Below are 22,603 nucleotides of genomic sequence, written 5' to 3'. Positions count from 1 at the left end.
CATCACTGGCCATGACTCGAACTTGTGTTCTATTCTGTGCGAGTGGACGGGACGATCTCGCTCTTCTCGGCGGAGGCGAGCGGGCCGGGGCTCGCCGACCTCGCCGGGGTGCTGTGCGGGCCCGGGCGGATGACGGGTTTCGGGCGAACGGCCGCGCGGCTGTCCGCCGTGGTCGACGAGCCGTGGCGGGCGGGTGCCCTCGCCAGGGAGTGCCGTCGGCGCGGCGCCGAAGCGCAGGTCTCGGCCGCCGAATGCGGGCGGCCGCTGGTGAGAACGCCGTTCCGGGTCGACCTGCTGCCGCTGGAGCGTGGCTGGAGCCGGGGTGAAGAGAAGGTCTTGCCGGACGGGTTCCGGCTCGACGGTGCGATGTTGAGGATGTGGGCGCTGGCGGCGGGCAGTCCCCAGGGCAACGGCTACCTGCTCGCGCTCGACCCGGAGGCGCCGGAGACGCACGAGCGGCTGATCGCGGCGCTGGCCCAGCTGGGCGTGCCGGCGAAGGCGCAGCGTGGCGAGGAGGCGTTGTTGCGGGTCACCGGGCGGAGGCGGCTCGCGCATGTGCTGGAGCTGATCGGGGACGCGCCCGCCGGGGCGGAACCCGCTTGGCCGAGCCTGGTACCCGTGGTCCGCGCTGGTTGATCCTCGCCCAAGTGCGATGACTCAAGTGCAGTGACCCGAGTCCAGTGACCCGAGTGCAATGAAAGGCCCCTTCATTGCAAATTTCGCTATGAAGGGGCCTTTCATTGCACTTGGTGACGGGGTAGGTCAGGGTTTCGGAGCCCGGCAGTTCGGGTTCGACAGGTCCAGTTCACTGCGCGAAAGACAGGAGGTCAGCTGATAGGTCTGCTCCCCGTAGTTGATGCCCTTCCGCACGGTCACGTTCCCGGCGGCGTCGACCTCGCACGGGTTGTTCATCGTGCACCGCTGGCCGCTTTCGTTGCCGGTGTTGTTGACGCCGACGACCTTCCCGGTCGAGGTCTCGATGATCGGCGACCCCGAGGTCCCGCCGATCGTCTTGCACGCCGAGGTGTACCTGATCGAGTCCTTCCAGACCCAGTCCGCCTCGTGCAGCTCGTGGACGAAGCCGTCGATGTTGCAGGAGTAGATCTTCTTCCAGTATCCCGACACCACGTCCATCGCGATGCCCGCCGCCGGACGAGTCGGCGAAAGTGTCAGCGGGGCGATACCGTAGGTCGCCTTGATCTTGGCGTAGCTGGTGTTGAGCTGGTAGAGCGAGACGTCGGTGTCGGTCATCGTCGCGTAGAGCAGCTTCTTCGCCTTGAGGGTGCCCAGCGACGAACGGCCGTCCTTGGACAGCAGGCTGAAGGTCCTCGACGACGGCTGATTGACGATTACTTCTCCGGGGTCCGGGAAACCTTCTTGCAGGCAATGCCCGTTGGAAAGGACGAGGGCGGGGTCGTCGAGGCTCGCCTCGGGCGGTTTGACCACCGACCCGGAGCAGTTCGACAACGCCACGGTTCCGGCGAAAGTGGTCGTGGCTGCTTCGGCCTGTGCGGTCCCGACCAGCGCGGACGCGGTCAGCATGGCGAACAGTGTGCCGAGGAGTCGTCGGGTCACGTGGAGTCCTTTCGGGTCGGCGTGGACATCAAGTGAAGCGTTGGCGGGAGTGAGCCACCACCGTCGAACGGAGGGTGTTCACGCCATCACGCGGGCCCCCGGGCCGACGTGTCGGACATCACGTGCTAGGTGTTGAAAGGAAACATCGACGAGGTCAGCGGCGATGCGCTGGACACACGATCGGCGGCGTGTTGCACCACCTAGCCGTGGTCCGGGCGGTGCGAGCGTGCACACTGACGGGTCGAGAGGCGGCGCGAAGGCGCCGAAGATGAGCGGAGAGCAGGACAGCGTGGCAGGAGCACGGACGAAGAAGACCTCGGCGTCGGACGACGGCGCGGGCCGTCGTCGGCTGGTGATCGTCGAGTCGCCGACCAAGGCCCGCAAGATCGCCCCGTACCTCGGCGCGAACTATGTCGTGGAGTCCTCCGTCGGACACATCCGTGACCTTCCCCGCGGCGCGGCCGACGTGCCCGCCCAGTACAAGGGCGAGTCGTGGGCACGGCTGGGTGTCGACGTAGACAACGACTTCAAGGCGCTCTACGTCGTCACGCCGGACAAGAAGTCCAAGGTCACCGAGCTGAAGAGCCTGCTGAAGGACGTCGACGAGCTCTACCTCGCGACGGACCCCGACCGCGAGGGCGAGGCCATCGCGTGGCATCTGCTGGAGACCCTCAAGCCGAAGGTCCCGGTCCGCCGGATGGTCTTCCACGAGGTCACCGAGCAGGCGATCCGCGCCGCGGCCGACAGCACCCGTGAGCTCGACGGCGACCTCGTCGACGCACAGGAGACCCGCCGCATCCTGGACCGGCTCTACGGCTACGAAGTCTCGCCCGTGCTGTGGAAGAAGGTCATGCCGAAGCTTTCGGCGGGCCGCGTGCAGTCCGTGGCGACCAGGATCGTGGTCGAGCGGGAACGTGAGCGCATGCGCTTCACGTCGGCGTCGTACTGGGACATCTCCGCCACGATGGACGCTGGCGCCGACGCGTCTCCCCGCAACTTCCCGGCCAGGATGATCGCCGTCGACGGCGCGCGTCTGGCCACCGGCCGCGACTTCGGCTCGGACGGGCAGCTCAAGGCTTCGAACAACGAGATCCGCGTGCTGGCCGAGGCCGACGCGGTCCGGCTGGCCGAGGCGCTGAAGAACCGTGACTTCAAGGTCGCGAGCGTCGAGGAGAAGCCGTACACGCGGAAGCCGTACGCGCCCTTCATGACCTCGACCCTGCAGCAGGAGGCGGGCCGCAAGCTGCGGTTCACCTCCGAGCGCACCATGCGGATCGCGCAGAAGCTGTACGAGAACGGTTACATCACTTATATGCGTACCGACTCCACGACGTTGTCGGAGTCGGCGATCTCGGCGGCGCGCAGCCAGGCGACGCAGCTGTACGGCAAGGAATACGTCTCGCCGTCGCCGCGCCAGTACACCCGCAAGGTGAAGAACGCGCAGGAAGCCCACGAGGCGATCCGTCCCTCGGGCGAGGTCTTCCGCACGCCGGGCCAGGTCGCGAAGGATCTGGACACCGACGAGTACCGCCTTTACGAGATGATCTGGCAGCGCACGATCGCGTCGCAGATGGCGGACGCGAAGGGCACCACGATGTCGGTGCGCATCGTCGGCACCGCCACCAGCGGCGAAGAGGTCACGTTCGCCTCATCGGGCCGCACGATCACCTTCGCCGGGTTCCTCAAGGCGTACGTCGAGGCCGTCGACACCGAGAGCGGTGGCGAGGCGGACGACAAGCAGAGCCGTCTCCCGCGGCTGGTCAAGGACCAGGCGCTGACCGCGACCGACCTGAGCCCGGACGGGCACACCACGTCCCCGCCGGCGCGCTACTCGGAGCCGAGCCTGGTCAGCAAGCTCGAAGAGCTGGGCATCGGCCGCCCGTCGACGTACGCGTCGATCATCAAGACCATCCAGGACCGCGGCTACGTGTGGAAGAAGGGTTCCGCACTGGTGCCCTCCTGGGTCGCGTTCGCCGTGATCGGGCTGATGGAGCGGCATTTCGAGCGGCTGGTCGACTACGACTTCACCGCCGGCATGGAGGACGAACTCGACCGCATCGCCGCCGGTGACGAGCACCGCACGCAGTGGCTGTCGAAGTTCTACTTCGGCGGCGACATGGGCGTCGACGGTTCCGTCGGCCGCCTCGGCGGGCTGAAGAAGCTGGTCGGCTCCGGTGTCGAGGACATCGACGCCCGCGAGATCAACTCGATCCCGCTGTTCAGCGACCCCGACGGCCACACCGTCGTCGTGCGCGTCGGCCGCTACGGCCCGTACCTCGAGCGTGAGGTCGACGGCACGTCGCAGCGGGCGAACCTGCCCGAGGACCTGCCGCCGGACGAGCTGACCTTGGAACTCGCCGAGAAGCTGTTCGCGACGCCGCAGGAAGGCCGCGTGCTCGGCACGGACCCGGTCAGCGGACACGAGATCGTGGCGAAGGAAGGCCGCTTCGGACCGTACGTCACCGAGCTCCTGCCCGAGCCGGAGCCGCTGCCCGAGGGCGCGACAGCCGCGCAGAAGAAGGCCGCGAAGGCGAAGCAGCCGAAGCCGCGGACGGGTTCGCTGTTCAAGTCGATGTCGATCGAGGCGATGACCCTCGAAGACGCGCTGAAGCTGCTCTCGCTGCCGCGTGTGGTCGGCAAGGACCCGGAATCCGGTGACGAGATCACCGCGCAGAACGGGCGCTACGGGCCGTACCTGAAGAAGGGCACGGACTCGCGTTCGCTCACGACCGAGGACCAGCTGTTCTCGATCACACTCGAAGAGGCGCTGAAGATCTACTCGGAGCCGAAGCAGCGTGGCCGGTCCGCGACCGCGAAGCCACCGCTCAAGGAACTGGGCGACGACCCGGTGTCGGGTAAGCCGATGGTGGTCAAGGACGGCCGCTTCGGCCCGTACGTGACCGACGGCGAGTTCAACGCGACGCTGCGGAAGTCGGACAGCATCGAGGAGCTGACCGCCGAGCGCGGCGCCGAACTGCTGGCGGAGAAGCGCGCGAAGGGCCCCGCGCCCAAGCGCAAGGCTCCGGCACGGAAGCCGGCGGCCTCCAAGACTGCGGCCTCCAAGACGACCACGGCCAAGAAGACCACCGCGACCAAGTCGACGGCGGCGAAGACGACTACGGCGAAGAAGCCCTCGACGCGCTCGACGGCCACGAAGACGAAGTAGCTCCCTTAGCGCGCTATGAAAGGACCTTTCCTTGCAAAATTTGCAAGGAAAGGTCCTTTCATAGCGCTTGGAGACAGGGTGCGTCAGGAGCGAAGGCCCGCCCAGAAGCCGCACCGGTGATCGGCGTCGTGCGCGACAGGACGGATCGCGTCCGGCGCGAGCGAAAGCACCTGCCCGGACGGGTCCCACCGGGGTGAGCCGGCCGCGTTCGGATCACCCGTGCGCATGAAGGTGGTCCAGTACGCGATCATCTGCTCCGAAAGGCGTTTCTGCGCCTCGTCCAGCGACTGTTCGACTCCGCTGAGCTCGAACAGATAGACCAGGTCGAGGGCGTGCGCCGCGCCGTGCGGCACGGTGGGCACGTCGTTGCGGTTGACGTTCGGCGCGTTCTTGTCGTCGAATTCGTAGGCGTGCACGGACGTCCGCCGGGACAGCAGCCGGTTCCCCTCAGCCGTCGGGCAGGCCCATGACCGGTCCGTCGTCACTGTCGCCCAGGCCACGGCGGGCGAGAGGTAGTCCCGCGACGGGTATTCGGCCGCGACCTCGTCCGCGTGCTCGCCGAACGTCTTGCGCAGGAACTCCTGATAGCGCTCCTCGGTGATCGGCTTGAGCTTTTCGACACCGGCGATGAACGCGCGCATTTCGTCGTGCGTGCCGCCCGAAAGCATCGGTACCCGGTGGAAAGCGCCTTGTCGCACGGCTTTCGCGGGATCTGCCGGCAGCAACGGCGTGTGATAGGTCAGGTGATTGCTGAACGACTGGTTGTCCTTCAGCAGATCCGCGGCAGGGAGCCGACGCAGGCAGCCGATCGTGTCCGGACCCGTGCAGCCGTGGCTCGCGGCCACCGCCGCACCGTCGGCTTCGGTCTTGGAGAGCGGCGAATACGGCGTTTGTGCTTCCTGATTCGGGATCAGGCCTCCGCGCGGCCAGTCGAGCAGGCAAGAGCCGGACATGATCGCGGCCTTGTCGAACAGCCCGGCCGCGGCGGGCGAGGTGAGCAGCGCGCAGGTGCTCATCCCTCCCGAGGACTGCCCGGCCAGTGTCACGTTCCGTGGGTCGCCGCCGAACGCGGAGATGTTGCGCTGGGTCCAGCGCAGTGCCGAAAGCTGGTCCATGAGCCCGAAATCGCCGGAACCGTGGAGGCCGGGAAGACCGAAGTAGCCGAAGACGCCGAGCCGGTAGTTCGTCGTCACCACGACGACGTCGCCCTGGTCCGCCAGGCGCCGCGCGCCGTAAAGGCTTCCCGCGTCCATGGTGTAGCCGCCGCCGTGCAGCCAGACCAGCACCGGCAGGCGACGGCTCCCCGCGTCGCGCGGCACGGTGACGTTCAGGAAGAGGCAGTCCTCGGCGCTGCCCGGCAGGTACTGGGTGCAGGCGGCACCCGGTTTCGTCGCATCGGCGACGCCCTTCCAGGGTTCGGGCGGTCGCGGAGGCTTCCAGCGATCCTCGCCGACGGGTGGTGCGGCGAACCTGATCCCGTTGAACGTCCGGGTCGGTCCGGAGTCCATACCGCGGACCGGGCCGGCGTCGGTGCGGACGACCAGCGGATCCGCGGGGGCGACGATCGTGAGAAGGCCGGTGACGATGGCCAGCAGGAGATGCATGACAGGTCCTTTCAGGAGTCCGCGAGACGGCGCCACAGCCCCACACGGCGGAAATAGCGGTGTTGCAGAACCTGCACGGCGACGAACGTGACGCCGTACAGCGCGGTGCCGAGGGCGGGAACGGCGTCCACCGGCAGCGTGTACGCCAGCAGGACCCGTCCGGCGGCGTCGGCGAGCAGGCCGACACCCCACAGGACGGTCGCGACCCGCCACGCCCGCCGGAACCACGCGTGCCGCGGCCACAGCTCGTCCCATTCGGCCGCGCGCAGGGTGTCCGCGAAGCGGCTCTTCGCGACCATCGAGCGGGCCATGCCGAACACGAGCGGCCTGGCGAACAGCAACGAGACCAGGAAACCGGCGCCGATCACCCCGGTCACCCAGCCCGCCTTCGCCAGCATGAACCGGGGACTGCCGGTGACGAACGAGGCGGCGGCGCTGATCGCGAAGATCGTCAGGACGAAGATCGCGAGCGTGTCGATCTTCCGCCACCGGATCGCCCGGTAGAGGACGAAGAGAACGGTCGGCAGGGCGCAGAGGGCGAGCGCGAACAGCGCGCTGACGCCGGAGCCGCGAAGCACGTAGTAGCCCACGACGGGCACGACGACCTCGAGCAGCACCACACCCCACTGCCTGAGCACGGGATCACTGCTTCCGGGTCGCGAGATCGAAGAGGGTCACGAGCTCGGCCGCGTAGGCGGTGAGGTCCGGCTCCGTCGTGCCGGCGAGCAGGAACACCGGACCCTCCACCGAACGCCGGATCGTCGTCGCCATCACGTGGACGTCGAACTCGCGGAACTCGCCCGACTCCTGGCCCCAGCGCAGGATGCGTTCGACCGGTTCCAGCGCCGCCCGCTCGTTCGCCGGGTCGTAGTCGAGGGCGCCGCCGAGGAAGATGTTCAGCAACGCCCGCATCCGGGTCGGCCGCGCGGCGGCGAACTCGAGATTCGCCTCCAGATACGTCCGCAGCGCGGCGGTCGCGGACGGCGGATCGGCCATCCGCTCGGCCATGAACGCGCCGATCTCGCGGAAGACGTCTTCGAGGACCGTGCGGACGAGTTCCTCCTTGTTCGCGAAGTGGTACGAGATGAGCCCGGTGCTCGACAGATTCGCCTGTTTCGCGATGCGGGCGAACGACGCGCGGGTGTAGCCGAGCTCGGCGATCGTCTCGATGGCCGCGGCCACGATCTGTGCTCGTCTCGCACTCTCGGTGAACGTCTTCGCTTTTGCTTGCATGAGCAAAAAATAGCTCAGATGAGCAAATCTGTCGACCGGAAACCGCTCACCGACCGCTCGCCGACCGACCTCACCCGTTCGAACAAAAGTTCTAAAAATTGTCGGTACCAGGGTGTTCAATGGTCAGGTGAGCACTTCAACGACCGCTGTCTTCGACGTCATCGACGAGGTCATCGCCCCGCTGTCCGCCGAGGTTCCGGAGCGTCCCTCGGTGATGGAGTTCTACGACCCCGAGCTCGCCGTGCCGCCGGTGCTGGCCGACGAGGAGCCGACTCCAGGGCTCACCCTGGCCGAGGAGGTGGAGCAGTACACCCGGTTCGTGAGCGGGATGGCGACCATCGGGCTGGCCCCCGGCGGTGAGGTCACGCCCGAGGCCGTCGGGCTGTACCGGGCGCTGCGCGGCGGGTTCATCCGCGGCGTGGTGACCGGGGTGTTCCCGTCCCGCGCGGAGCCGTGGGAGGTCCGGTTCTTCGGCGACGAGGACTACACCACGGTGCTGAACAAGCTCGGCAGGCGAGCGCGGCTGCGGTCCGGTTTCCTCAGCGCGCTGCCCGGCTGGGTGTTCGACGGGCTGCCCGACCATCCGCCGGGCACCGGCGAGACCGTGCGCATCGAAACGGACGCGGGCGGGCTGATCCCGCTGCGGGCCCGCGAGGCCGTCGAGGTGATCCGTGCGGGTGCTTCGCGGCCGCGGCACGGCACGGTCCTCGTCGATCTCGCGGTGCGGAACTCCATCCTCGCCGAGTACCCGCACGGCGCGTTCGGCCTGGTGGACAACGACCTCGGCCGATACCAGTTCAGCGCGGCGATGGACGGTGACGGCCGCTGGACGCTCACCTGGGGCCCGGCCAGCCGGTCGACGGCCGAGCAATGGATCGTGAAGGCGGTGCAGAACCATGCGTGAACCGGCGACCGTGAAGGAACTGATGAAGCGTGCCGCCGAGCCGGTGCTGCGCGCGGTGCCCGAGCGACGGAGCGTGTACCTGGGCTACGACCCGGAGATCACCGACGACGAGATCCGCCGCCTGTGCCCGTCCTACGACGGGCCGGCGGATCTCGTCACCCAGGCCGAGCGGTACGCGGCCAAGGCGGCGATGCTCGAAGAGGCCGGGCTGATGGAGAACGGCGAGATCCATCCGGCCGCGGTCCAGATGCACGGCGTGATGCTGCGGGGTTCGGTACGAGGCGTCCTCACCGGCGTCTTCGCGTCCGCGCCCCGCTCGGTGCGGGTCGACTGCTACGGCGACGGGCATCAGGCGGTCGTCTGGCGGATGCGGTCGGAACGGCGGACCACGTTCAGCCTGAGCGATTTCGGCGAGCTGGGAGCCCGGGTGTTCGGCGGGCTCCCGCACGTCCCCGCCGGCGACACCGAGCTCATGCGCATCAGGATCGACGAGCACGGCGTGCCGCTGCCCGGCCAGGACGAGGAGGTCGGCCTGGTCGGAGACACGCTGAACCGGCCGCGGACCGGGACGGCGATCCTCGATCTGGTCGCCTTCGGCGGGCTGAACGCCGAGTACCCGGACTACGGATTCGTGATCATCGACAACGATCTGGGGAGGTTCGTGTTGTACGCCGCCCCTTCCGAAGGGTGGCTGATGTTCGGTGGAATGGACCGCCGGGCACTGGCGGGCTGGCTGCACGAGGCGGTGGACTTGAGCCGGACGTAGCCGTGGACGAGGGGGGCGGGTATGGACCTGGACCGGAGGGCGGCCGACGCGTGGTTCCGGCGGCGAGGGCTGCCGATGGTCATCCACCGGCGGAGGCGTGGAGCGGGCATGTTGCGCCGTTCGACGCCCGGGCTGGTGTTCCTGAGCCTGCTCGACCTGTTGCTTGCCGGGCTGCTGAAGCTGCTCGACGTCCCCGAGGACGTGCTTGCGGCCCGGATGCGCGAGAGCGGTGTCGCGTACGTCCTCGGTGTGCTGGCGCTGACGTTCGCCGTGGTCGTCGTGCCGGTGATCGCCGGTCGCCTGATGGCGAAGCTGCTCCGGGCGCTGCACCGCACCCGGGTCCGGCTGGCCGTCATGGCGGCGACGATCGGCTTTTGGCTGCTCGTACTGCCGCTCGGCGAACGGCTCACCGGGCTGGTGTCGTGGGAGCACCCGCTCTGGGCGGCCGTCCTCGCCAATCTCGTCGCGCTGGCCGTGCTGATGCTGCTGGTCCGCATCGGCGTCGGCTCGATCCTGACCTGGGCGGCGCGGAGCGCGGTCGCGCAGGTCAGGGCCATCGGCACGCTGGCGTCGCGGGCGTTGCCGCTGCTTCTGCTGGTGGTGATGTTCAGCTTCTTCACCGCCGAGCTGTGGCAGGCCGTGGAACGGCTGACCCCAGGCCGGTTGTGGCTGGTGGTCGGCTTCCTCGTGCTGATCGGCGCGGTGTTCCTCGCGTCGATGCTGTCCGACGAGATCAAGGAGCTGAAGTCGTGGACCGTGGAACCCGGGGCGCCCGCCCTGCGCGGCACGCCGTTCGACGACGACACACCCCCGCCCGATCGGCGCGCGCTGACGAAGATCGAGCGCTTGAACATCGCCTTGGTGCTGTTCTTCGCCCAAGCGGTGCAGATCGTGGCCTTCGGGGTGCTGGTGTTCGCGTTCTTCGTCGTGTTCGGGGTGCTGATCCTCCGGCCGGAGGTGGTGACCGAGTTCGCGGGCCGCGAATCGGCGCCCGGCACACTCCTGGGTGTCCCCCTTCCGGTGAGTTCCGCGCTCGTCAACGTCTCCGTCTTCCTCGCCGTTTTCTCCGGTCTGTACTTCGCCGCATCAACCGCGACAGATGCCCGGTACCGGCGTTCTTTCTTCGAACCGTTGTTGGAGGATGTGAAGATCAGCCTCGCGGCGCGTGACATTTATCTGGCCCATTGGGCGGATGTGCGACGAGCCGAGGTGGTTACCCTGGAAGCAGAGGACATTCCGTAGTGAGGTGGTCACCATGAGCGGGAAGGGCGGAACTCCCTTCTTCGATGCCCCCGACTTCGTGAAAGGCGATGGCACTCAGGCAGATCCTCCGGGCGACACGTTCGCCGACCCCCTGTCCGGGCTGGTCACGACCGGCACCGCGGCCCAAGCGAATCCGTCGGCCGGGGCCGACGACATCCACGTGCAGGTGCCGGGACCGGTCCAGCACGACCCCGAAGTCGTGAGCCGGATGGTCAACGCGGCCATGCTCGCGGACGAGCAGCCCGCCGGAAGCCCCGGCGGCGAACACACCGCCGTCCGTCCGTCCACCGAGATCGTCAGCACGGTCGGTGAGCAGGGCGCTGCGCCGATCGGGATCCTGCCCCAACAGCGAACCTGGCCGTCGAGGCCGTCTCAGCTGATCCGTCCACCGCGCCGGTTAAAGCAGGAAGAGCCGGTCGAGGTCGACGAAGAGGCCGAGGTCGAAGTCCGGCGTGCCAAGCGTTCCATGCAGATGCCGAGGCTCGGCAAGCCGTCGTCGAACACCGCCGGCGTGATGATCGCGGTCGCCCTCATGATCGTCTTCGCGATCCTCGCCATCCAGCTGCTGGCCAGCCTGTTCAACAGCATCACGGGGATCTTCGGCTGACCCGCCCGGCGCTCGCGCCGGACGGGGCCGTCCGGACGGACCTCACCCATCGGGATACCCTGGCCATACGGTCGGGGGACCCGGCGTTGACCCGGGTCGCACCTCGGCGCCGCGTGACTAGTGGGGTGGGCGTATCAGCGAGGGCGTGCAGTCGGTGCCCGAAGCGGGCACTGGTTCTTCGGCGGGGCGTGACGCTTCCACGATGCACCGCGTGCGGCGGGTGCTGGCGATCAAGCCGTTCCGCCGGATCTGGGGTGTCTCGTACCTGTGCAGCGTCGCGGACTGGCTGAACCTGCTGACGCTGACCGGCCTGGTCACCAAACTGACCGACAACTACGCCGCGCAGAACTTCGCGTTCGTCGGTGTCGTGCTGACGTCGCTGCTGCCGGGGCTGCTGTTCGCCCCGCTCGGCGGGCTGCTCGCCGACCGGTTCGACCGGCGCAAGGTGATGGTGCTCTGCGACCTCGGCCGGTGCGGGTTCCTGTTGTCGATCGCGTTCGTCGGCACGCCGTGGTGGGTGTTCGTCGGGAACTTCCTGGTCGGCTGCTGCGCGATGATGTGGATCCCGTCGAAGGACGCGGCGGTGCCGAACCTGCTGCGCCGCCCGGACCAGGTCGAGACGGCCAACCAGCTCGGCATGGTGATGACCTACGGCCTCGCGGTGATCACCGCGGCCGGGGCGAACGCCGTGCTCACCGGTAGCAACACCACGTTCCACTTCTTCCAGGGCGACGCCCAGCTCGGCATCGCGAAGGTCGCCGTCGTCATCACCGGCCTGCTGTACCTGACCAGCGCGATCGTGATCGCCACCCGGATCCCCGAGCTCTCGCTGCGCAACGTCCACGCGGTCGAGAAACCCAAGGTCAAGGCCGCGGACGAGGAGAAATTCGGCTTCCGTCAGATGATCTCCGACGGTGCCCGGTTCGTGCGGACGACGCCGTTGGTGCGCGGGTTGATGATCGGCGCGTTCGGCGCGTTCGCCGCCGGTGGCGCGGTGATCGGTTCGGCCAAGCCGTACTCGTCGAGCCTGCTCGCCGGTGACGCGGCGTTCAACCTCCTCGTGCTCGCCGTCTTCCTCGGGCTCGCCACCGGGATGGCGGTGGCCCCGAAGCTCGCTCGGCGGCTCGCGCACGACCGGCTGTTCGGGATCTCGATCGTCGCCGCGGGCCTGTGCCTCGTCGTCGTCGCGCTGTCGCCGCATCTCGCCGTTTCGCTGGTCGCCGTCGCCGCCGTCGGGGTGTGGGCCGGGACGGCGTTCCTGACCGGTGTCACGATCATCGGTTCGCGGATCGAGGACTCCATCCGCGGCCGGATCAACGCGATCTACCAGTCGCTGATGAAGATCGTGCTGTTCGGCTCGACGATCCTGGTGCCGGTGCTGATCAGCGCGGTCCAGACGACCGAGGTCGAACTGTGGGGCGGCACGATCACGATCGACGGCACCCGGCCGGTGATGATCGGCGGCGGTGTCCTCGCGCTGATCGCCGGCATCGTCGCCTACCGGCAGATGGACGACAGGCGCGCCGAGCCGATCCTCGCCGACCTCCGCAACGCCTTGCGCCGCAGCCCGCGCCGGGTGAACGGGCTGCTGATCGCGCTCGAGGGGACGCGGGCGATCAACACCGAAACGCAGGCCGAGCGGCTGGCCGAATGGCTGCGCGGAGGCACGCGTCCGGTCGTACTGGCGGCCGACCCGGCGCTGGACGACCAACGGCTCGCGAAGCTCCTCGCCGGTGCTTCGCTGTCCGGCGCGCGGGCGCAGGCGCTGGCCGCCGCCGCAGTGCGGGCGGACATCGTCGAACGGGACATCCAGCCCGCGCTCGACGCCGGTTCGGTCGTGGTGATGGAACGGTTCGTGGACTCGCCGCTGGCGCATCTGTCCGCGGTCGCCGGGCTGGACAGCCAGGAACTCGAAGGGCTCGCCGACTGGGCGACCAACCGGCTGCGGCCGGACATCACGGTCCTGCTCGACGCCGATCCCGGCACGGTCATGCGGAAGTCGGACTCGCTGGACGCGCAGTGGCGGGTGCAGCATCTGCTCACGGAGATGGCCGCCGCCGACCCGGACCGGTACGTCGTGGTCGACGCGGAGGGCACCGAGGACGAGGTGAGTGACCGCGTGCGGACCGCGATCCGCGCGGTGCTCGTCGGCAGGCTCGCCGGGCTCGCGCCGTCGGAGGAAAAGGTCGAGGTGAGATGACGGAAGCCCCTGCGCTGATCGGTGTCTGGAAGCAGCTCGTCGGCCAGGAGCCCGCCGCGCGCACGCTTTCTTCGGCGTCGACGGCGGCCGCGCGGATCGTCGAGAACCAGCCTGTCGCGCCCGGCGCGATGACGCACGCCTGGCTGGTCACCGGTCCGCCCGGTTCGGGGCGCTCGACCGCCGCGCGGGTTTTCGCGGCGGCGTTGCAGTGCAGCACCGGCACCGGATGCGGGGAATGCCCTGGCTGCCGCACCGTGCTCGCCGGCACGCACGCCGACGTCAAGCTCGTCGCGCCGGAAGGCCTTTCGATCTCCGTCGCCGAAATGCGTTCACTGGTCCAGTCCGCCGCTCGCCGTCCGACCACCGGGCGATGGCAGGTGGTGGTCATCGAGGACGCCGACAGGCTGACCGAAGGTGCGTCGAACGCGTTGCTGAAGGCCGTCGAGGAGCCACCGGATCGCACGGTGTTCCTGCTGTGCGCGCCCTCCGATCACCCGGACGACGTGTCGGTGACGATCCGCTCGCGGTGCCGTCTGGTCACGTTGCGGACGCCGCCGCCCGAGGCGATCGCGCAGGTGCTGATCGAGCGGGACGGTATCGACCCCGAACGTGCGCGGTGGGCCGCGTCCGTCTCGAGTGGACATGTCGGCCGCGCGCGACGGCTCGCCACCGACGAGGCCGCCCGGCAGCGACGGGCGACCGTGCTGCGGATCCCGCTCGGCCTGCGCCGTCCGTCCGATGTGTTCACCTGCGCCGATCAGCTGATCAGCGCGGCCGAGGCCGACGCGGGCGAAGAGAGCAAGGTCCGCGACGAGGCCGAACGTTCCGAACTTCGCACCGCGATGGGCGGCGACGGCATCGGGAAGGGCGTCGGCGGGGCGAAACGAGCCGCCGAAGCCGCTGTGAAACAACTCGAGAAGCGCCAGAAGTCACGCGCGACCCGTACGCAGCGGGACACCCTCGATCTCGCGCTGGTGGATCTCGCCGCGTTCTACCGGGACGTGCTCGTGACCGCGAGCGGCGCGGGCGCGACGCTGAACCATCCCGACCACGCCTCGGAAATCACGCAGGCCGCTTCCGCCTGGGCGCCGGACTCGATCCTGCGCCGGCTCGAAGCCGTCCTGGAATGCCGCGAGGCCATCGACCTGAACGTGAAACCACGAATCGCCGTCGAAGCCATGGTCACCACCCTGCGCCAAGGCTGACCCGGCTCTCCCTCTCGCGCCTACCCCAGCCCCCGCCCGTCCCAGGGGGGCGTCCCCGAGTCCAGTTTACCGGGGGTGGAGGGGGAAAAGGGCTGGTCGTGGGAGTTGTCCACAGGTGGGGATGGTTGTGGACAAGTGCTGTGGGTAAGTGAAGGGGCTTCGGGTTCGGGGCGGTGCCGGTGGCGGTTCCGTGATGCCCCCAATGTGGCATTGGAGACGCTCAGTGACCCCAATGTGGCATTGGGGGCATCGCTCGCGGATGGGGAAGTGCGCGAAGGCGGCGAAGTGAGCGAAGCGGGACGTGCGCGAAGGCGGGCAAGCGCGCGAAGGCGGGGAAGCGCGCGAAGCAGGACGTGGGCGGAGGCGGGGAAGCGGCGAAGGCGGGGAAGCGGGATGTGAGCGGAGGCGGGGAAGGCGGGGCGAGCGGCGAAGTGAGCGAAGGCGCACGAAGCCGCGAAACGCAGCGAAGTGGTGAAGTGACGAAGGCGGCCGGAGCGGGGCGGTGAGCCGGTGACTGTGTGGATTTCTGGTCATCCAACGCACCGAAATCCACACGGTCACGGGGAAGCGAACGGGGCCTTCACCGCATCAAAGCGGCGAAGGCCCCTGACTTCCGAAAGGCGGCTAAGAGGGAGGTACGAACGGACCTCTCACGCGGGGGCAAGGCGTGAAAGGACCGTTCATCACCCTCCTCGCCCCGTCTAGTCCCCCGAGCGCGGCCGCGGCGAAGGCTTGAACCCCGGCGACCCCGACCCCGGCCCCGAGCCAGGCGTATCCGGCGAGTCTCCCGAGACGGTGACCACCGCGAGCCGGCGGCGTCCTGGCATGGCGGCCACCAGGACGACACCGATCAGCAGCATCGCGGTACCCGACCAGAACATCGGCACCGTGTCGTAGGCCGCGTTGGTGTAGGCCAGGTTCTTGACCGGCCCCTTCGGTGCCGCGCCGCCGTTGTTGCCCGCGGGCGGCGGGGTCACGGTGCCGCATTCGACACCGCCGGCCGGCGCGTACGCGCGGGCGATCTGCTCGCCGAGTGAGACCTGGGCCAGTGACGAAGGCAGCTTCTTCGCGGCGTCCGGCGGGAGTGCCTTCTGCAGTGCCGTCGTCGGCAGGATCTGCAGGTCCAGCAGCCGCGCCGAGGCACCCATCTGGAAGCCCTTGAACGGCGAGGTCATGTCGCTCGACTTCTGGTTCAGCCCGGCGATCGACAGCTTCAGCACGCCGAGGTCGAGGGTGAGCCCGTTCCCGGCCTCGCCACCGGGAAGCTGTTTGGTGGCACCGTTCATCATCTCGGCGAGTCCACCGACGACCGGCACGTTCTTCAGCTGCTCGAAGCCGGGGGCCTGCTTGAGTGACGGCAGCGGGATGCCGATCGGGATGTCCTTGGTCGGGTTGTTCGCATCGAGAGTGAACAGGACCTTGTCGCCGCGGACGATCTGCAGCACCGGCGCGGTGTACTCGACCTTCGACGTCTTCTTGTCGCCGGTCGAGGTGACCCGCAGTGTCGGCTGGCTGGCGACCTTGATCGTCAGGCCGAGCGGTGTGCCCTTCAGCAGTTCGATGTTGGCCGCTTGCAGGGTCGACGTCGATTCGACGGCCTTGTTCTTCGAGCCGGGGATGTCGACCAGCCGCACGACCGACCGCGACGACAGCGTGTTCGGCAGGCTCAGCACGGCGCCCTTGCCGTCGGCGTTGGTGCTGGTGCCCGAAAGCAGGCCGCCGAGGTTCGCCAGCGGGCCGAGGGCGGACAGACCCGACTTGAGCTGTTCCGAAGCCTGGGTGAGCTGGTCGGCGCCCGGGATGTTCGGGATGGTCGGCAGCAGCGCGAGGTTCGCGATCGACGTGCTCGAGTCGGCGATCGTGCCGACGCACGGACCGAGCGTCGGGCTCCAGCGCGCATGCGCCTCACCGTTGAGCAGGCCGAGGTTGAACAGCGGGTTCTTCGGCGCGTTGAGGCCGCCGCTGATCGGCTTCGGGTTGTCCGGCAACGCCGTCTGCACGAGGCTGCCCGGCGTCTGCGGCGCGTTGCCGGCGGCGGACAGGCCGAACGGCGACGACTGCGCGATCGACTTTTCGTAGTTCAGGTAGGCCTCGGAGTTGGCCTGCGCGCTGGAAAGCCCCATCCCGGCTTCGAGCGCGGACTGCTTCGGCAGCATCTCGCCCGCCCCGGGGAGGATGGCGCTCGTCGGCACCGCGTTCGGCAGCAGCCGCAGCACGCCGAGGGCCGCTCCCGCGTCACCGACGGCCTTGCCCAGCGGCTGCGGCCCGATCGGCGCCGACATCGGCGGCTGCCCCGGATTCGCCGGATCGGGGATCGGCGTCGTCGGAATCGTCTGGGCGGTCGCCGGGGCCGCGGTCAGCAGAAGCAGGGCCGCGGCGGCCGGAAGCGCCAGCACACGGGGCAGTCGTTGCCGCATGAACAGGTCCTCCAGTGGGGATGGGCCGATCTTGGGGGACTGAGACCGGCGTCATAGGACCTTAACGACGGTGGCCCCGGAAGGTGACGTTCAAGCCTCCGCTACACTTGTCCCCGTCATCGGGTGCGAGCCCGATGTCCGCCGCCTTAGCTCAGTCGGCCAGAGCGATTCACTCGTAATGAATAGGTCAGGGGTTCGATTCCCCTAGGCGGCTCCGCAGGTCAGGGCCCCATTCGGACACTCCGGATGGGGCCCTGACCCGTTTCCGGGGCAGGCGATGAGGCCCGCCCCGAAATTCACCCGTTGGTGTCACCCTTTGAGGAACATCCGCGACAGCGAAGTGCCCACTCCCGTGAGGTGGTCGACGAGCGTGTCCGCGTCCGCGTCGAGCAGGCCGGAGCGCCAAGCGAGCATGATCTCGACGAAGCCGCCGATGCCCAGCAGGACGTTGACGCGGAACTCCAGTCCGTCGACGTCCGGCTTCAGATGTGGCCGCGCGAGTTCGATCAGCAGGCCGGTGGTCTCCTGGACGGTCTGCCGCCGCAGTTGCTCCAGCACCGCGCTGCCCGCGTGGTCGCCGAACAGGATCTGCGCGCGGGACGGCTCTTCCCGCACGTGGTGCACGACGACGTCGACGGCGGCGCGGAGCTGGTCGAGGGCGGGTTGCTCGATCCGGGCGGCGACGGCGTCGAGGACCATCCGCAGGGTCTCGTCGCGGACCTGTTCCCAGGCGGTGGCGAGCAAGGCGTCGCGGTTCGCGAAGTTCTCGTAGAAGTACCGGTCCGTCAGGTTCGCCCGCGCGCAGACGCCGCGCATGGTGACCGCCGCCCAGCCTTGTTCCTGCCAGATGTCCAATGCGGCGCCGAGCAGCGCGAGCCGTCGTTCGGCGCGGCGTTCGTCGGCGGTCTTGCCGCTGTAGCGGCGGGACGCGGTCACCCGTCCATCTTGACAGCAGGTGCCCGCAGATTCATTCTGAGGGCATGCGACCGCAGAATGGCCTGCGACCCGGTTTGGCCGCCGCGCTGACGTCCGCCTTCGTGCGGCCGATCGCCAACGCGATCCCGGCCGGCCGGGCGGGCGTCGCGTTCTCCCGCGCTTTCATCGCGAGCAGTTTGTGGCTGGCTTCGCCGCCCTTGAAGGGAAGCCGCGTCGAGCCCGGCGTCGGCGGCGAGTGGGTCCGCGGTCCCGAAGTGACCGAAGGCGACGCGGTTGTCCTCTACATCCATGGCAGCGGCTACGCGCTCTGCTCGGCGCGCACGCATCGCGGGCTGACCACGCGGGTTTCCGACGGCACCGGGTTGCCGGTCTTCGCCTGCGAGTACCGGCTCGCGCCCCCGCATCGTTTCCCGAGCGCCGCCGACGACGTCCGCGCGGCCTACGAACGGCTCCTCGGCCAGGGATATCGGCGGATCCTCGTCGCGGGCGACTCGGCGGGCGGGCATCTCGCGGTCGATCTCGCCGCGCAGCTGATCCGGGAACGCAAGGATCCGCCTGCCGCGCTGGCCCTCTTCTCGCCGTTGTTCGACGTCACGTTCTCGTTGGCCGCCCAGAGAGAACGCATGAGCCCGGACCCGATGATCTCCGCTGCCGCGGCCGCCCGGCTCGTCGGTCTGTACACAGTGGACGCCGACCTGGCTTCGGCGCGGCTGCGGTTCGCCTTCGACGACATCAAGGGCTTCCCGCCGACGATCATCCAGGCCGGTGGGCTCGAAATGCTCGCCGCGGACGCCATCGAGCTGGCCAGGGCGCTGCGCCGCGCGGGCGCGGACTGTGAACTCGAGGTGGTCCCCGGTCAGATGCACGTGTTCCAGGCATTGACCCGCTTCGTCCCGGAGGCGCGGCCCGCGATGGAGCGTGCCTGCCGGTTCCTGACCGAAAATCTGACAGCGATCGAAAAGGCGGCCTAGTGAAACGGACCCACGGAGCGCACGCCGTCGTCACCGGGGCGGGCAGCGGGATCGGGAGGGCGATCGCGACCGAGCTCGTCCGGCGCGGCGGACGGGTCGTGTGCGCGGACATCGACCTCGAAGCGGCCGAGGAAACCGCCGCGAAGCTAGAGAACGCGGTCGCCATCGCCTGCGACGTGTCCAGTGTGGACGAGGTCGTCGAACTCGCGAAGCAGGCGCGGTCCTGGCTCGGCCGCGAGCCGGACCTCGTCATCAACAACGCCGGGATCGGCGCCGGCGGCAAACCCGTCGGGGAGAGCCCGCTGTCCGATTGGCAGCGCACCCTCGGCGTGAATCTCTGGGGCGTGATCCACGGCTGCCACACCTTCGTCCCCGCCATGCGGGCGGCGAAGGCGGGCGGCGTCATCAATGTCGCTTCGGCCGCCGGCTTCACCGCCGCGCCGAGGATGGCCGCCTACAACGTGAGCAAGGCCGGGGTCGTCAGTCTTTCGGAGACGCTGGCCGCCGAGCTGTCCGGCACGGGCGTCGCGGTCACCGTGCTGTGCCCGACTTTCGTGCGTACCAACATCTTCGGTGGGGAGCTCATCGACGACGAAGCACGCGGCCTCGCGCAGCGGGTTTCCGATGTGGTCGGGTTCTCGCCGGAACGCGTCGCCCGGATGACCCTCGACGCCCACGATCGCGGCCGCCTGTACGTGGTGCCGCAACCCGACGCTCAGCTTCTCTGGCACGCCAAGCGTTTCGTGCCCGTCCCGTACACGCGGATCGCCGGTCTGCTCGGCCGGTTCCTGCCCGCCGAAAAGGAGAAGTGATGGCCTACGACTTCGACGCGATGCTCCGGACCATCAAGGACAAGCAGTGGTCGCTGGCCGACATCGACTGGGACGCGCCCGGCGCGGAGACGATGACCGACGAACTCCGCGCCAAGATGCGGCCGTTCATGGCCGATCTCGTATGGATCGAGCACGTCGGCGCCCGCGGGTTCGCCTCGCTGGCCAAGAAGGCGCCGACACCGGTCATCCAGGAGATCTACCGCTACTTCCACGCCGAGGAACAGAAGCACGCCAACGCCGAACTGGCGTTGATGAAGCGCTGGGGCATGCTCGACCAGGACGGTTCGATGCCCGAGCCGAACATCAACGTCAAGCTCGCCATCAAGGTCCTCGACGACTACGGCGACACGTTGCCGCTGACGGCGCTGGCCACGCTCATCCCGCTGCTGGAATGCGCGCTGGACGGGGCACTGGTGAAGTTCCTGCTGGAAGAGGTCTCCGATCCGGTGTGCCACCAGGTGTTCCGGCATATCAACTCCGACGAGTCCCGGCACATCACGGCCGACTTCGAGGTCTTGGAGCTGATCGGCGCCGGCTCCACGACCAAGCTGCTCACCGAATCCGTCGGCTCGCTCAAACCCCAGATCGTCCTCGGCCTGATCGTGGTGTTCGTCCCGCTGATCAACAAGATGCGGGACAACATCGTCGCGATGGGCCTGCCGGAGAAGAAGCTGTACAACGCCGTGAAGCGGTTCTCCACGATCGGCGGCCGCGGCGAGTTCACGAAACGCATCCCGGCGTACCACGTGCTCAAGGCGCAGGCGGCGATGATCGTCGACCGCTCGCACGTCTACCACCGGCTGCTCGCCGACCCGATGGTGAGGATGACCCGCCTGATCCCCGCGCGGCTGCTGGGAAAGCCGCAGTCGTGGACCGAGGAGATCACCCACGAACCGGTCGCGTCATGAGCCTCGGCGAGTTCCGGGGCGAGGTGCTGCGCGGCACCGAGTGGTTCGGGCGCGACTTCGCCGGGCAGCGTGTCGCCGTGGTCGCTCCCGGCCGTGAGGCGGCGCAGATCGTGCCCGAGGTGGCGGCCACCGCGCGGGTGGTGAAGGTGTTCCAGGAAGAACCCGACTGGGTGGTGCCGATGCCGGTCCCCGGGCCGGACCTCCTCGGCATCGCCGTCGCCAGGGTCTTCCTGCGCTGGCAGGTGAAAGACCCGTGGATCCGCAGGTTGCTGACCCCTGACCGCCGCTTCGGGTCGCGGCGGACGGCGCCCGGTCTCGGCTACTACGGCGCGCTCGAAAGGCCCGGCTGCAAGCTCGTCACCTGGCCGGTCTACGCCTTCGTACCCCACGGAATCCGTACCGCCGAAGGTATCGAGCACCAGGTCGACGTCGTCGTGCTCGGCGCCAGTTCGCTTTTCGCCAAGGAAGGACTTCCCGCATGACGCCGGACCACGAGATCGCGATCATCGGCGGCGGTTTCTCCGGGATCGGTGCCGCGATCCTGCTTCGAAAAGCCGGCTTCGAGGACTTCCTGATGCTGGAGGAGGGCGACGGCGTCGGCGGCGCCTGGCACTGGAACACCTATCCCGGCGTCGCCGTCGACATCCCGTCGTTCAGCTACCAGTTCTCGTTCGAGCAGATCTCCGGCTGGTCGCGGGTCTACGCGCCGGGCCGCGAACTGAAGGCGTACGCCGACTACTGCGTCGACAAGTACGACATCCGCCGCCGCACCCGCCTCGGCAGCAAGGTCGTCTCCGCGACCTTCGACGACGAAACGCACCTGTGGTGCCTCGAAACCGCCGACGGCTGGTCGATGACGGCCCGGTTCGTCGTCGGCGCCACCGGCGTGCTCACCCAGCCGAAGCCGCCGGACATCGACGGGCTCGACGCCTTCCGGGGCACGGTCATGCACACCGCCCGCTGGGACCACGGCGTCGATCTGCGCGGCAAACGCGTCGCCGTCGTCGGGACCGGGGCCTCGGCCGTGCAGGTCATCCCGTCCATCGCGCCGGAAGCTGGCAGGCTGACGGTGTTCCAGCGCACGCCGATCTGGTGCCTGCCCAAACCCGACGCCGTCCTGCCGCGGGCGGCGCGGCTCGCGCTGCGGCGGCTGCCCGGCGCGAAACTGGTGTCCCGGCTGGCCAGCCAGGCGCTGGTCGAAGTGACCTTCCCGCTGGCCGCGCATTTCCACCGTCTCCTGCCGACCGCGGGCGCGGGGGAGCGGATCGGGCGCGCGCATCTGCGCCGCGCCGTGAAAGACCCGGTGACCCGCGAGAAGCTCACCCCGCGTTATGCCCTGGGCTGCAAGCGGCCGAGCTTCTCCAACGACTACCTCCAGACCTTCGACCGGGACAACGTCACGCTGGAGACCACGAGCATCGACGCGATCACCGGATCCGGGGTGCGCACCGTCGACGGCATCGAGCATCCGGTCGACGTCCTGGTGCTGGCGACCGGGTTCAAGGTGTTCGAGAAGGGCAACATGCCCGCCTTCACCGTGCGCGGATCCGGCGGCGCCGACCTGGAGAAGTTCTGGGAGGAGAACCGGTTCCAGGCCTACCAGGGCGTCAGCGTGCCCGGCTTCCCGAACCTGTTCACCATTCTCGGGCCCTACGGCTACAACGGTTCCTCGTACTTCAACCTCATCGAGACGCAGACCGCGCACATCGTCCGGTGCCTGCGCAACGCGCGTAAGACCGGCGCGACCCGCGTGGAGGTCACGAACGAGGCCAACGACCGGTACTTCCGGAGCATGCTGGAGCGGCGCAAGCATCAGGTGTTCTTCCAGGACAGCTGCGCACTGGCCAACAGCTACTACTTCGACGCGAACGGGGACGTGCCCTTCCGTGCCTCGCCCACGCTGGAAACGATGGTGACGAGCCGGTTCTTCGACCTCGACGACTACGCCTTCGCGGACGGCCGGTGAACACTGGCTGAAGTCCGCCGTCCCCGGCCGGGATGAGCCTTAGGTTCGA

Annotated in this window: 19 protein-coding genes and 1 tRNA gene; 14 read left to right on the top strand and 6 right to left on the bottom strand. The window is 68.7% G+C overall.

Going from position 1 to position 22,603, the window contains the following annotated elements; genetic code table 11:
• Positions 1 to 24: 24 nt before the first annotated feature.
• Positions 25 to 636 carry a hypothetical protein gene (locus DL991_RS21905; RefSeq protein ID WP_125786202.1) on the top strand — a complete coding sequence of 204 codons (612 nt, stop codon included), beginning with the start codon at positions 25 to 27 and terminating at the stop codon, positions 634 to 636.
• A gap of 126 nt (positions 637 to 762) precedes the next feature.
• Here the strand turns inward: DL991_RS21905 and DL991_RS21900 are convergent, their stop codons facing one another.
• Entirely contained in the window at positions 763 to 1,575 is an 813-nt protein-coding gene (locus DL991_RS21900) for a serine protease (RefSeq protein ID WP_125786201.1), read from the bottom strand.
• A gap of 268 nt (positions 1,576 to 1,843) precedes the next feature.
• Here DL991_RS21900 and topA point away from each other — a divergent pair, with 268 nt between their 5' ends.
• Positions 1,844 to 4,741 (top strand): type I DNA topoisomerase, encoded by a 2,898-nt coding sequence (gene topA, locus DL991_RS21895; protein ID WP_199754028.1) that lies wholly within the window; start codon positions 1,844 to 1,846, stop codon positions 4,739 to 4,741.
• Positions 4,742 to 4,824: 83 nt separating this feature from the next.
• Here topA and DL991_RS21890 read toward each other — a convergent pair whose 3' ends face one another.
• From DL991_RS21890 to DL991_RS21880, 3 genes are read right to left on the bottom strand one after another with little or no spacing between them, the layout of a single operon-like run.
• Complete coding sequence (locus DL991_RS21890) at positions 4,825 to 6,345, bottom strand: carboxylesterase/lipase family protein (protein WP_125786200.1); 1,521 nt, start codon at positions 6,343 to 6,345, stop codon at positions 4,825 to 4,827.
• Between the two features lie 11 nt (positions 6,346 to 6,356).
• Positions 6,357 to 6,983, bottom strand: a complete 627-nt coding sequence (locus DL991_RS21885) for a VC0807 family protein (protein ID WP_125786199.1) — start codon at positions 6,981 to 6,983, stop codon at positions 6,357 to 6,359.
• A gap of 4 nt (positions 6,984 to 6,987) precedes the next feature.
• Positions 6,988 to 7,578 carry a TetR/AcrR family transcriptional regulator gene (locus tag DL991_RS21880; RefSeq protein ID WP_233598932.1) on the bottom strand — a complete coding sequence of 197 codons (591 nt, stop codon included), beginning with the start codon at positions 7,576 to 7,578 and terminating at the stop codon, positions 6,988 to 6,990.
• A gap of 112 nt (positions 7,579 to 7,690) precedes the next feature.
• Here DL991_RS21880 and DL991_RS21875 point away from each other — a divergent pair, with 112 nt between their 5' ends.
• From DL991_RS21875 to DL991_RS21850, 6 genes are all read left to right on the top strand, one after another.
• Complete coding sequence (locus tag DL991_RS21875) at positions 7,691 to 8,482, top strand: ESX secretion-associated protein EspG (protein ID WP_125786198.1); 792 nt, start codon at positions 7,691 to 7,693, stop codon at positions 8,480 to 8,482.
• Positions 8,475 to 9,248 (top strand): ESX secretion-associated protein EspG, encoded by a 774-nt coding sequence (locus tag DL991_RS21870; protein WP_125786197.1) that lies wholly within the window; start codon positions 8,475 to 8,477, stop codon positions 9,246 to 9,248. Before DL991_RS21875 ends, DL991_RS21870 begins: the two co-directional genes overlap by 8 nt.
• A 21-nt stretch (positions 9,249 to 9,269) precedes the next feature.
• Positions 9,270 to 10,490 carry a hypothetical protein gene (locus DL991_RS21865; RefSeq protein ID WP_125786196.1) on the top strand — a complete coding sequence of 407 codons (1,221 nt, stop codon included), beginning with the start codon at positions 9,270 to 9,272 and terminating at the stop codon, positions 10,488 to 10,490.
• Positions 10,491 to 10,503: 13 nt separating this feature from the next.
• Entirely contained in the window at positions 10,504 to 11,118 is a 615-nt protein-coding gene (locus tag DL991_RS21860; protein WP_125786195.1) for a hypothetical protein, read from the top strand.
• Positions 11,119 to 11,263: 145 nt separating this feature from the next.
• Positions 11,264 to 13,318 (top strand): dTMP kinase, encoded by a 2,055-nt coding sequence (locus DL991_RS21855; protein WP_125786194.1) that lies wholly within the window; start codon positions 11,264 to 11,266, stop codon positions 13,316 to 13,318.
• Entirely contained in the window at positions 13,315 to 14,523 is a 1,209-nt protein-coding gene (locus DL991_RS21850) for a DNA polymerase III subunit delta' (RefSeq protein WP_125786193.1), read from the top strand. Before DL991_RS21855 ends, DL991_RS21850 begins: the two co-directional genes overlap by 4 nt.
• Before the next feature lie 701 nt (positions 14,524 to 15,224).
• Here the strand turns inward: DL991_RS21850 and DL991_RS21845 are convergent.
• Positions 15,225 to 16,940 (bottom strand): hypothetical protein, encoded by a 1,716-nt coding sequence (locus DL991_RS21845; protein WP_125786192.1) that lies wholly within the window; start codon positions 16,938 to 16,940, stop codon positions 15,225 to 15,227.
• Between the two features lie 140 nt (positions 16,941 to 17,080).
• Here DL991_RS21845 and DL991_RS21840 point away from each other — a divergent pair.
• A tRNA-Thr gene (locus DL991_RS21840) sits at positions 17,081 to 17,154 on the top strand.
• A 95-nt stretch (positions 17,155 to 17,249) separates the two neighbouring features.
• Here DL991_RS21840 and DL991_RS21835 read toward each other — a convergent pair.
• Positions 17,250 to 17,876, bottom strand: a complete 627-nt coding sequence (locus DL991_RS21835) for a TetR/AcrR family transcriptional regulator (RefSeq protein ID WP_125786191.1) — start codon at positions 17,874 to 17,876, stop codon at positions 17,250 to 17,252.
• Positions 17,877 to 17,920: 44 nt separating this feature from the next.
• On the opposite strand from DL991_RS21835, the gene DL991_RS21830 reads away from it, so the two are divergent.
• From DL991_RS21830 to DL991_RS21810, 5 genes are read left to right on the top strand one after another with little or no spacing between them, the layout of a single operon-like run.
• Positions 17,921 to 18,847: an alpha/beta hydrolase gene (locus tag DL991_RS21830; RefSeq protein ID WP_199754027.1), complete on the top strand. Its 927-nt coding sequence runs from the start codon at positions 17,921 to 17,923 to the stop codon at positions 18,845 to 18,847.
• A complete protein-coding gene (locus DL991_RS21825) occupies positions 18,847 to 19,659 on the top strand; it encodes an SDR family oxidoreductase (protein WP_199754026.1) in 813 nt (270 codons plus the stop codon). Before DL991_RS21830 ends, DL991_RS21825 begins: the two co-directional genes overlap by 1 nt.
• Positions 19,659 to 20,588 (top strand): ferritin-like domain-containing protein, encoded by a 930-nt coding sequence (locus tag DL991_RS21820; RefSeq protein ID WP_125786189.1) that lies wholly within the window; start codon positions 19,659 to 19,661, stop codon positions 20,586 to 20,588. Before DL991_RS21825 ends, DL991_RS21820 begins: the two co-directional genes overlap by 1 nt.
• Positions 20,585 to 21,070, top strand: coding sequence for an FAD-dependent oxidoreductase (locus tag DL991_RS21815; RefSeq protein WP_125786188.1), 486 nt, complete (start codon positions 20,585 to 20,587; stop codon positions 21,068 to 21,070). The genes DL991_RS21820 and DL991_RS21815 overlap by 4 nt, the downstream gene beginning before the upstream one ends.
• A complete protein-coding gene (locus DL991_RS21810) occupies positions 21,067 to 22,554 on the top strand; it encodes an NAD(P)/FAD-dependent oxidoreductase (RefSeq protein ID WP_125786187.1) in 1,488 nt (495 codons plus the stop codon). Before DL991_RS21815 ends, DL991_RS21810 begins: the two co-directional genes overlap by 4 nt.
• The last annotated feature ends 49 nt before the right edge of the window (positions 22,555 to 22,603 follow it).

Origin of the sequence: Amycolatopsis sp. WAC 01375 (assembly GCF_003947325.1) — a bacterium.
Classification (GTDB): Bacteria; Actinomycetota; Actinomycetes; order Mycobacteriales; family Pseudonocardiaceae; genus Amycolatopsis.
The sequence above is the reverse complement of the archived record's forward strand: the minus strand, read 5'-3'. Positions and strand labels throughout refer to the sequence as shown.

Bases quoted from the DNA above. Each gene is read 5' to 3' on its own strand.
- topA (WP_199754028.1), top strand. From the start codon at position 1,844: ATGAGCGGAGAGCAGGACAGCGTGGCAGGAGCACGGACGAAGAAGACC.
- DL991_RS21890 (WP_125786200.1), bottom strand. From the start codon at position 6,345: ATGCATCTCCTGCTGGCCATCGTCACCGGCCTTCTCACGATCGTCGCC.
- DL991_RS21880 (WP_233598932.1), bottom strand. From the start codon at position 7,578: ATGCAAGCAAAAGCGAAGACGTTCACCGAGAGTGCGAGACGAGCACAG.
- DL991_RS21870 (WP_125786197.1), top strand. From the start codon at position 8,475: ATGCGTGAACCGGCGACCGTGAAGGAACTGATGAAGCGTGCCGCCGAG.
- DL991_RS21865 (WP_125786196.1), top strand. From the start codon at position 9,270: ATGGACCTGGACCGGAGGGCGGCCGACGCGTGGTTCCGGCGGCGAGGG.
- DL991_RS21860 (WP_125786195.1), top strand. From the start codon at position 10,504: ATGAGCGGGAAGGGCGGAACTCCCTTCTTCGATGCCCCCGACTTCGTG.
- DL991_RS21850 (WP_125786193.1), top strand. From the start codon at position 13,315: ATGACGGAAGCCCCTGCGCTGATCGGTGTCTGGAAGCAGCTCGTCGGC.
- DL991_RS21845 (WP_125786192.1), bottom strand. From the start codon at position 16,940: ATGCGGCAACGACTGCCCCGTGTGCTGGCGCTTCCGGCCGCCGCGGCC.
- DL991_RS21830 (WP_199754027.1), top strand. From the start codon at position 17,921: ATGCGACCGCAGAATGGCCTGCGACCCGGTTTGGCCGCCGCGCTGACG.
- DL991_RS21820 (WP_125786189.1), top strand. From the start codon at position 19,659: ATGGCCTACGACTTCGACGCGATGCTCCGGACCATCAAGGACAAGCAG.
- DL991_RS21815 (WP_125786188.1), top strand. From the start codon at position 20,585: ATGAGCCTCGGCGAGTTCCGGGGCGAGGTGCTGCGCGGCACCGAGTGG.
- DL991_RS21810 (WP_125786187.1), top strand. From the start codon at position 21,067: ATGACGCCGGACCACGAGATCGCGATCATCGGCGGCGGTTTCTCCGGG.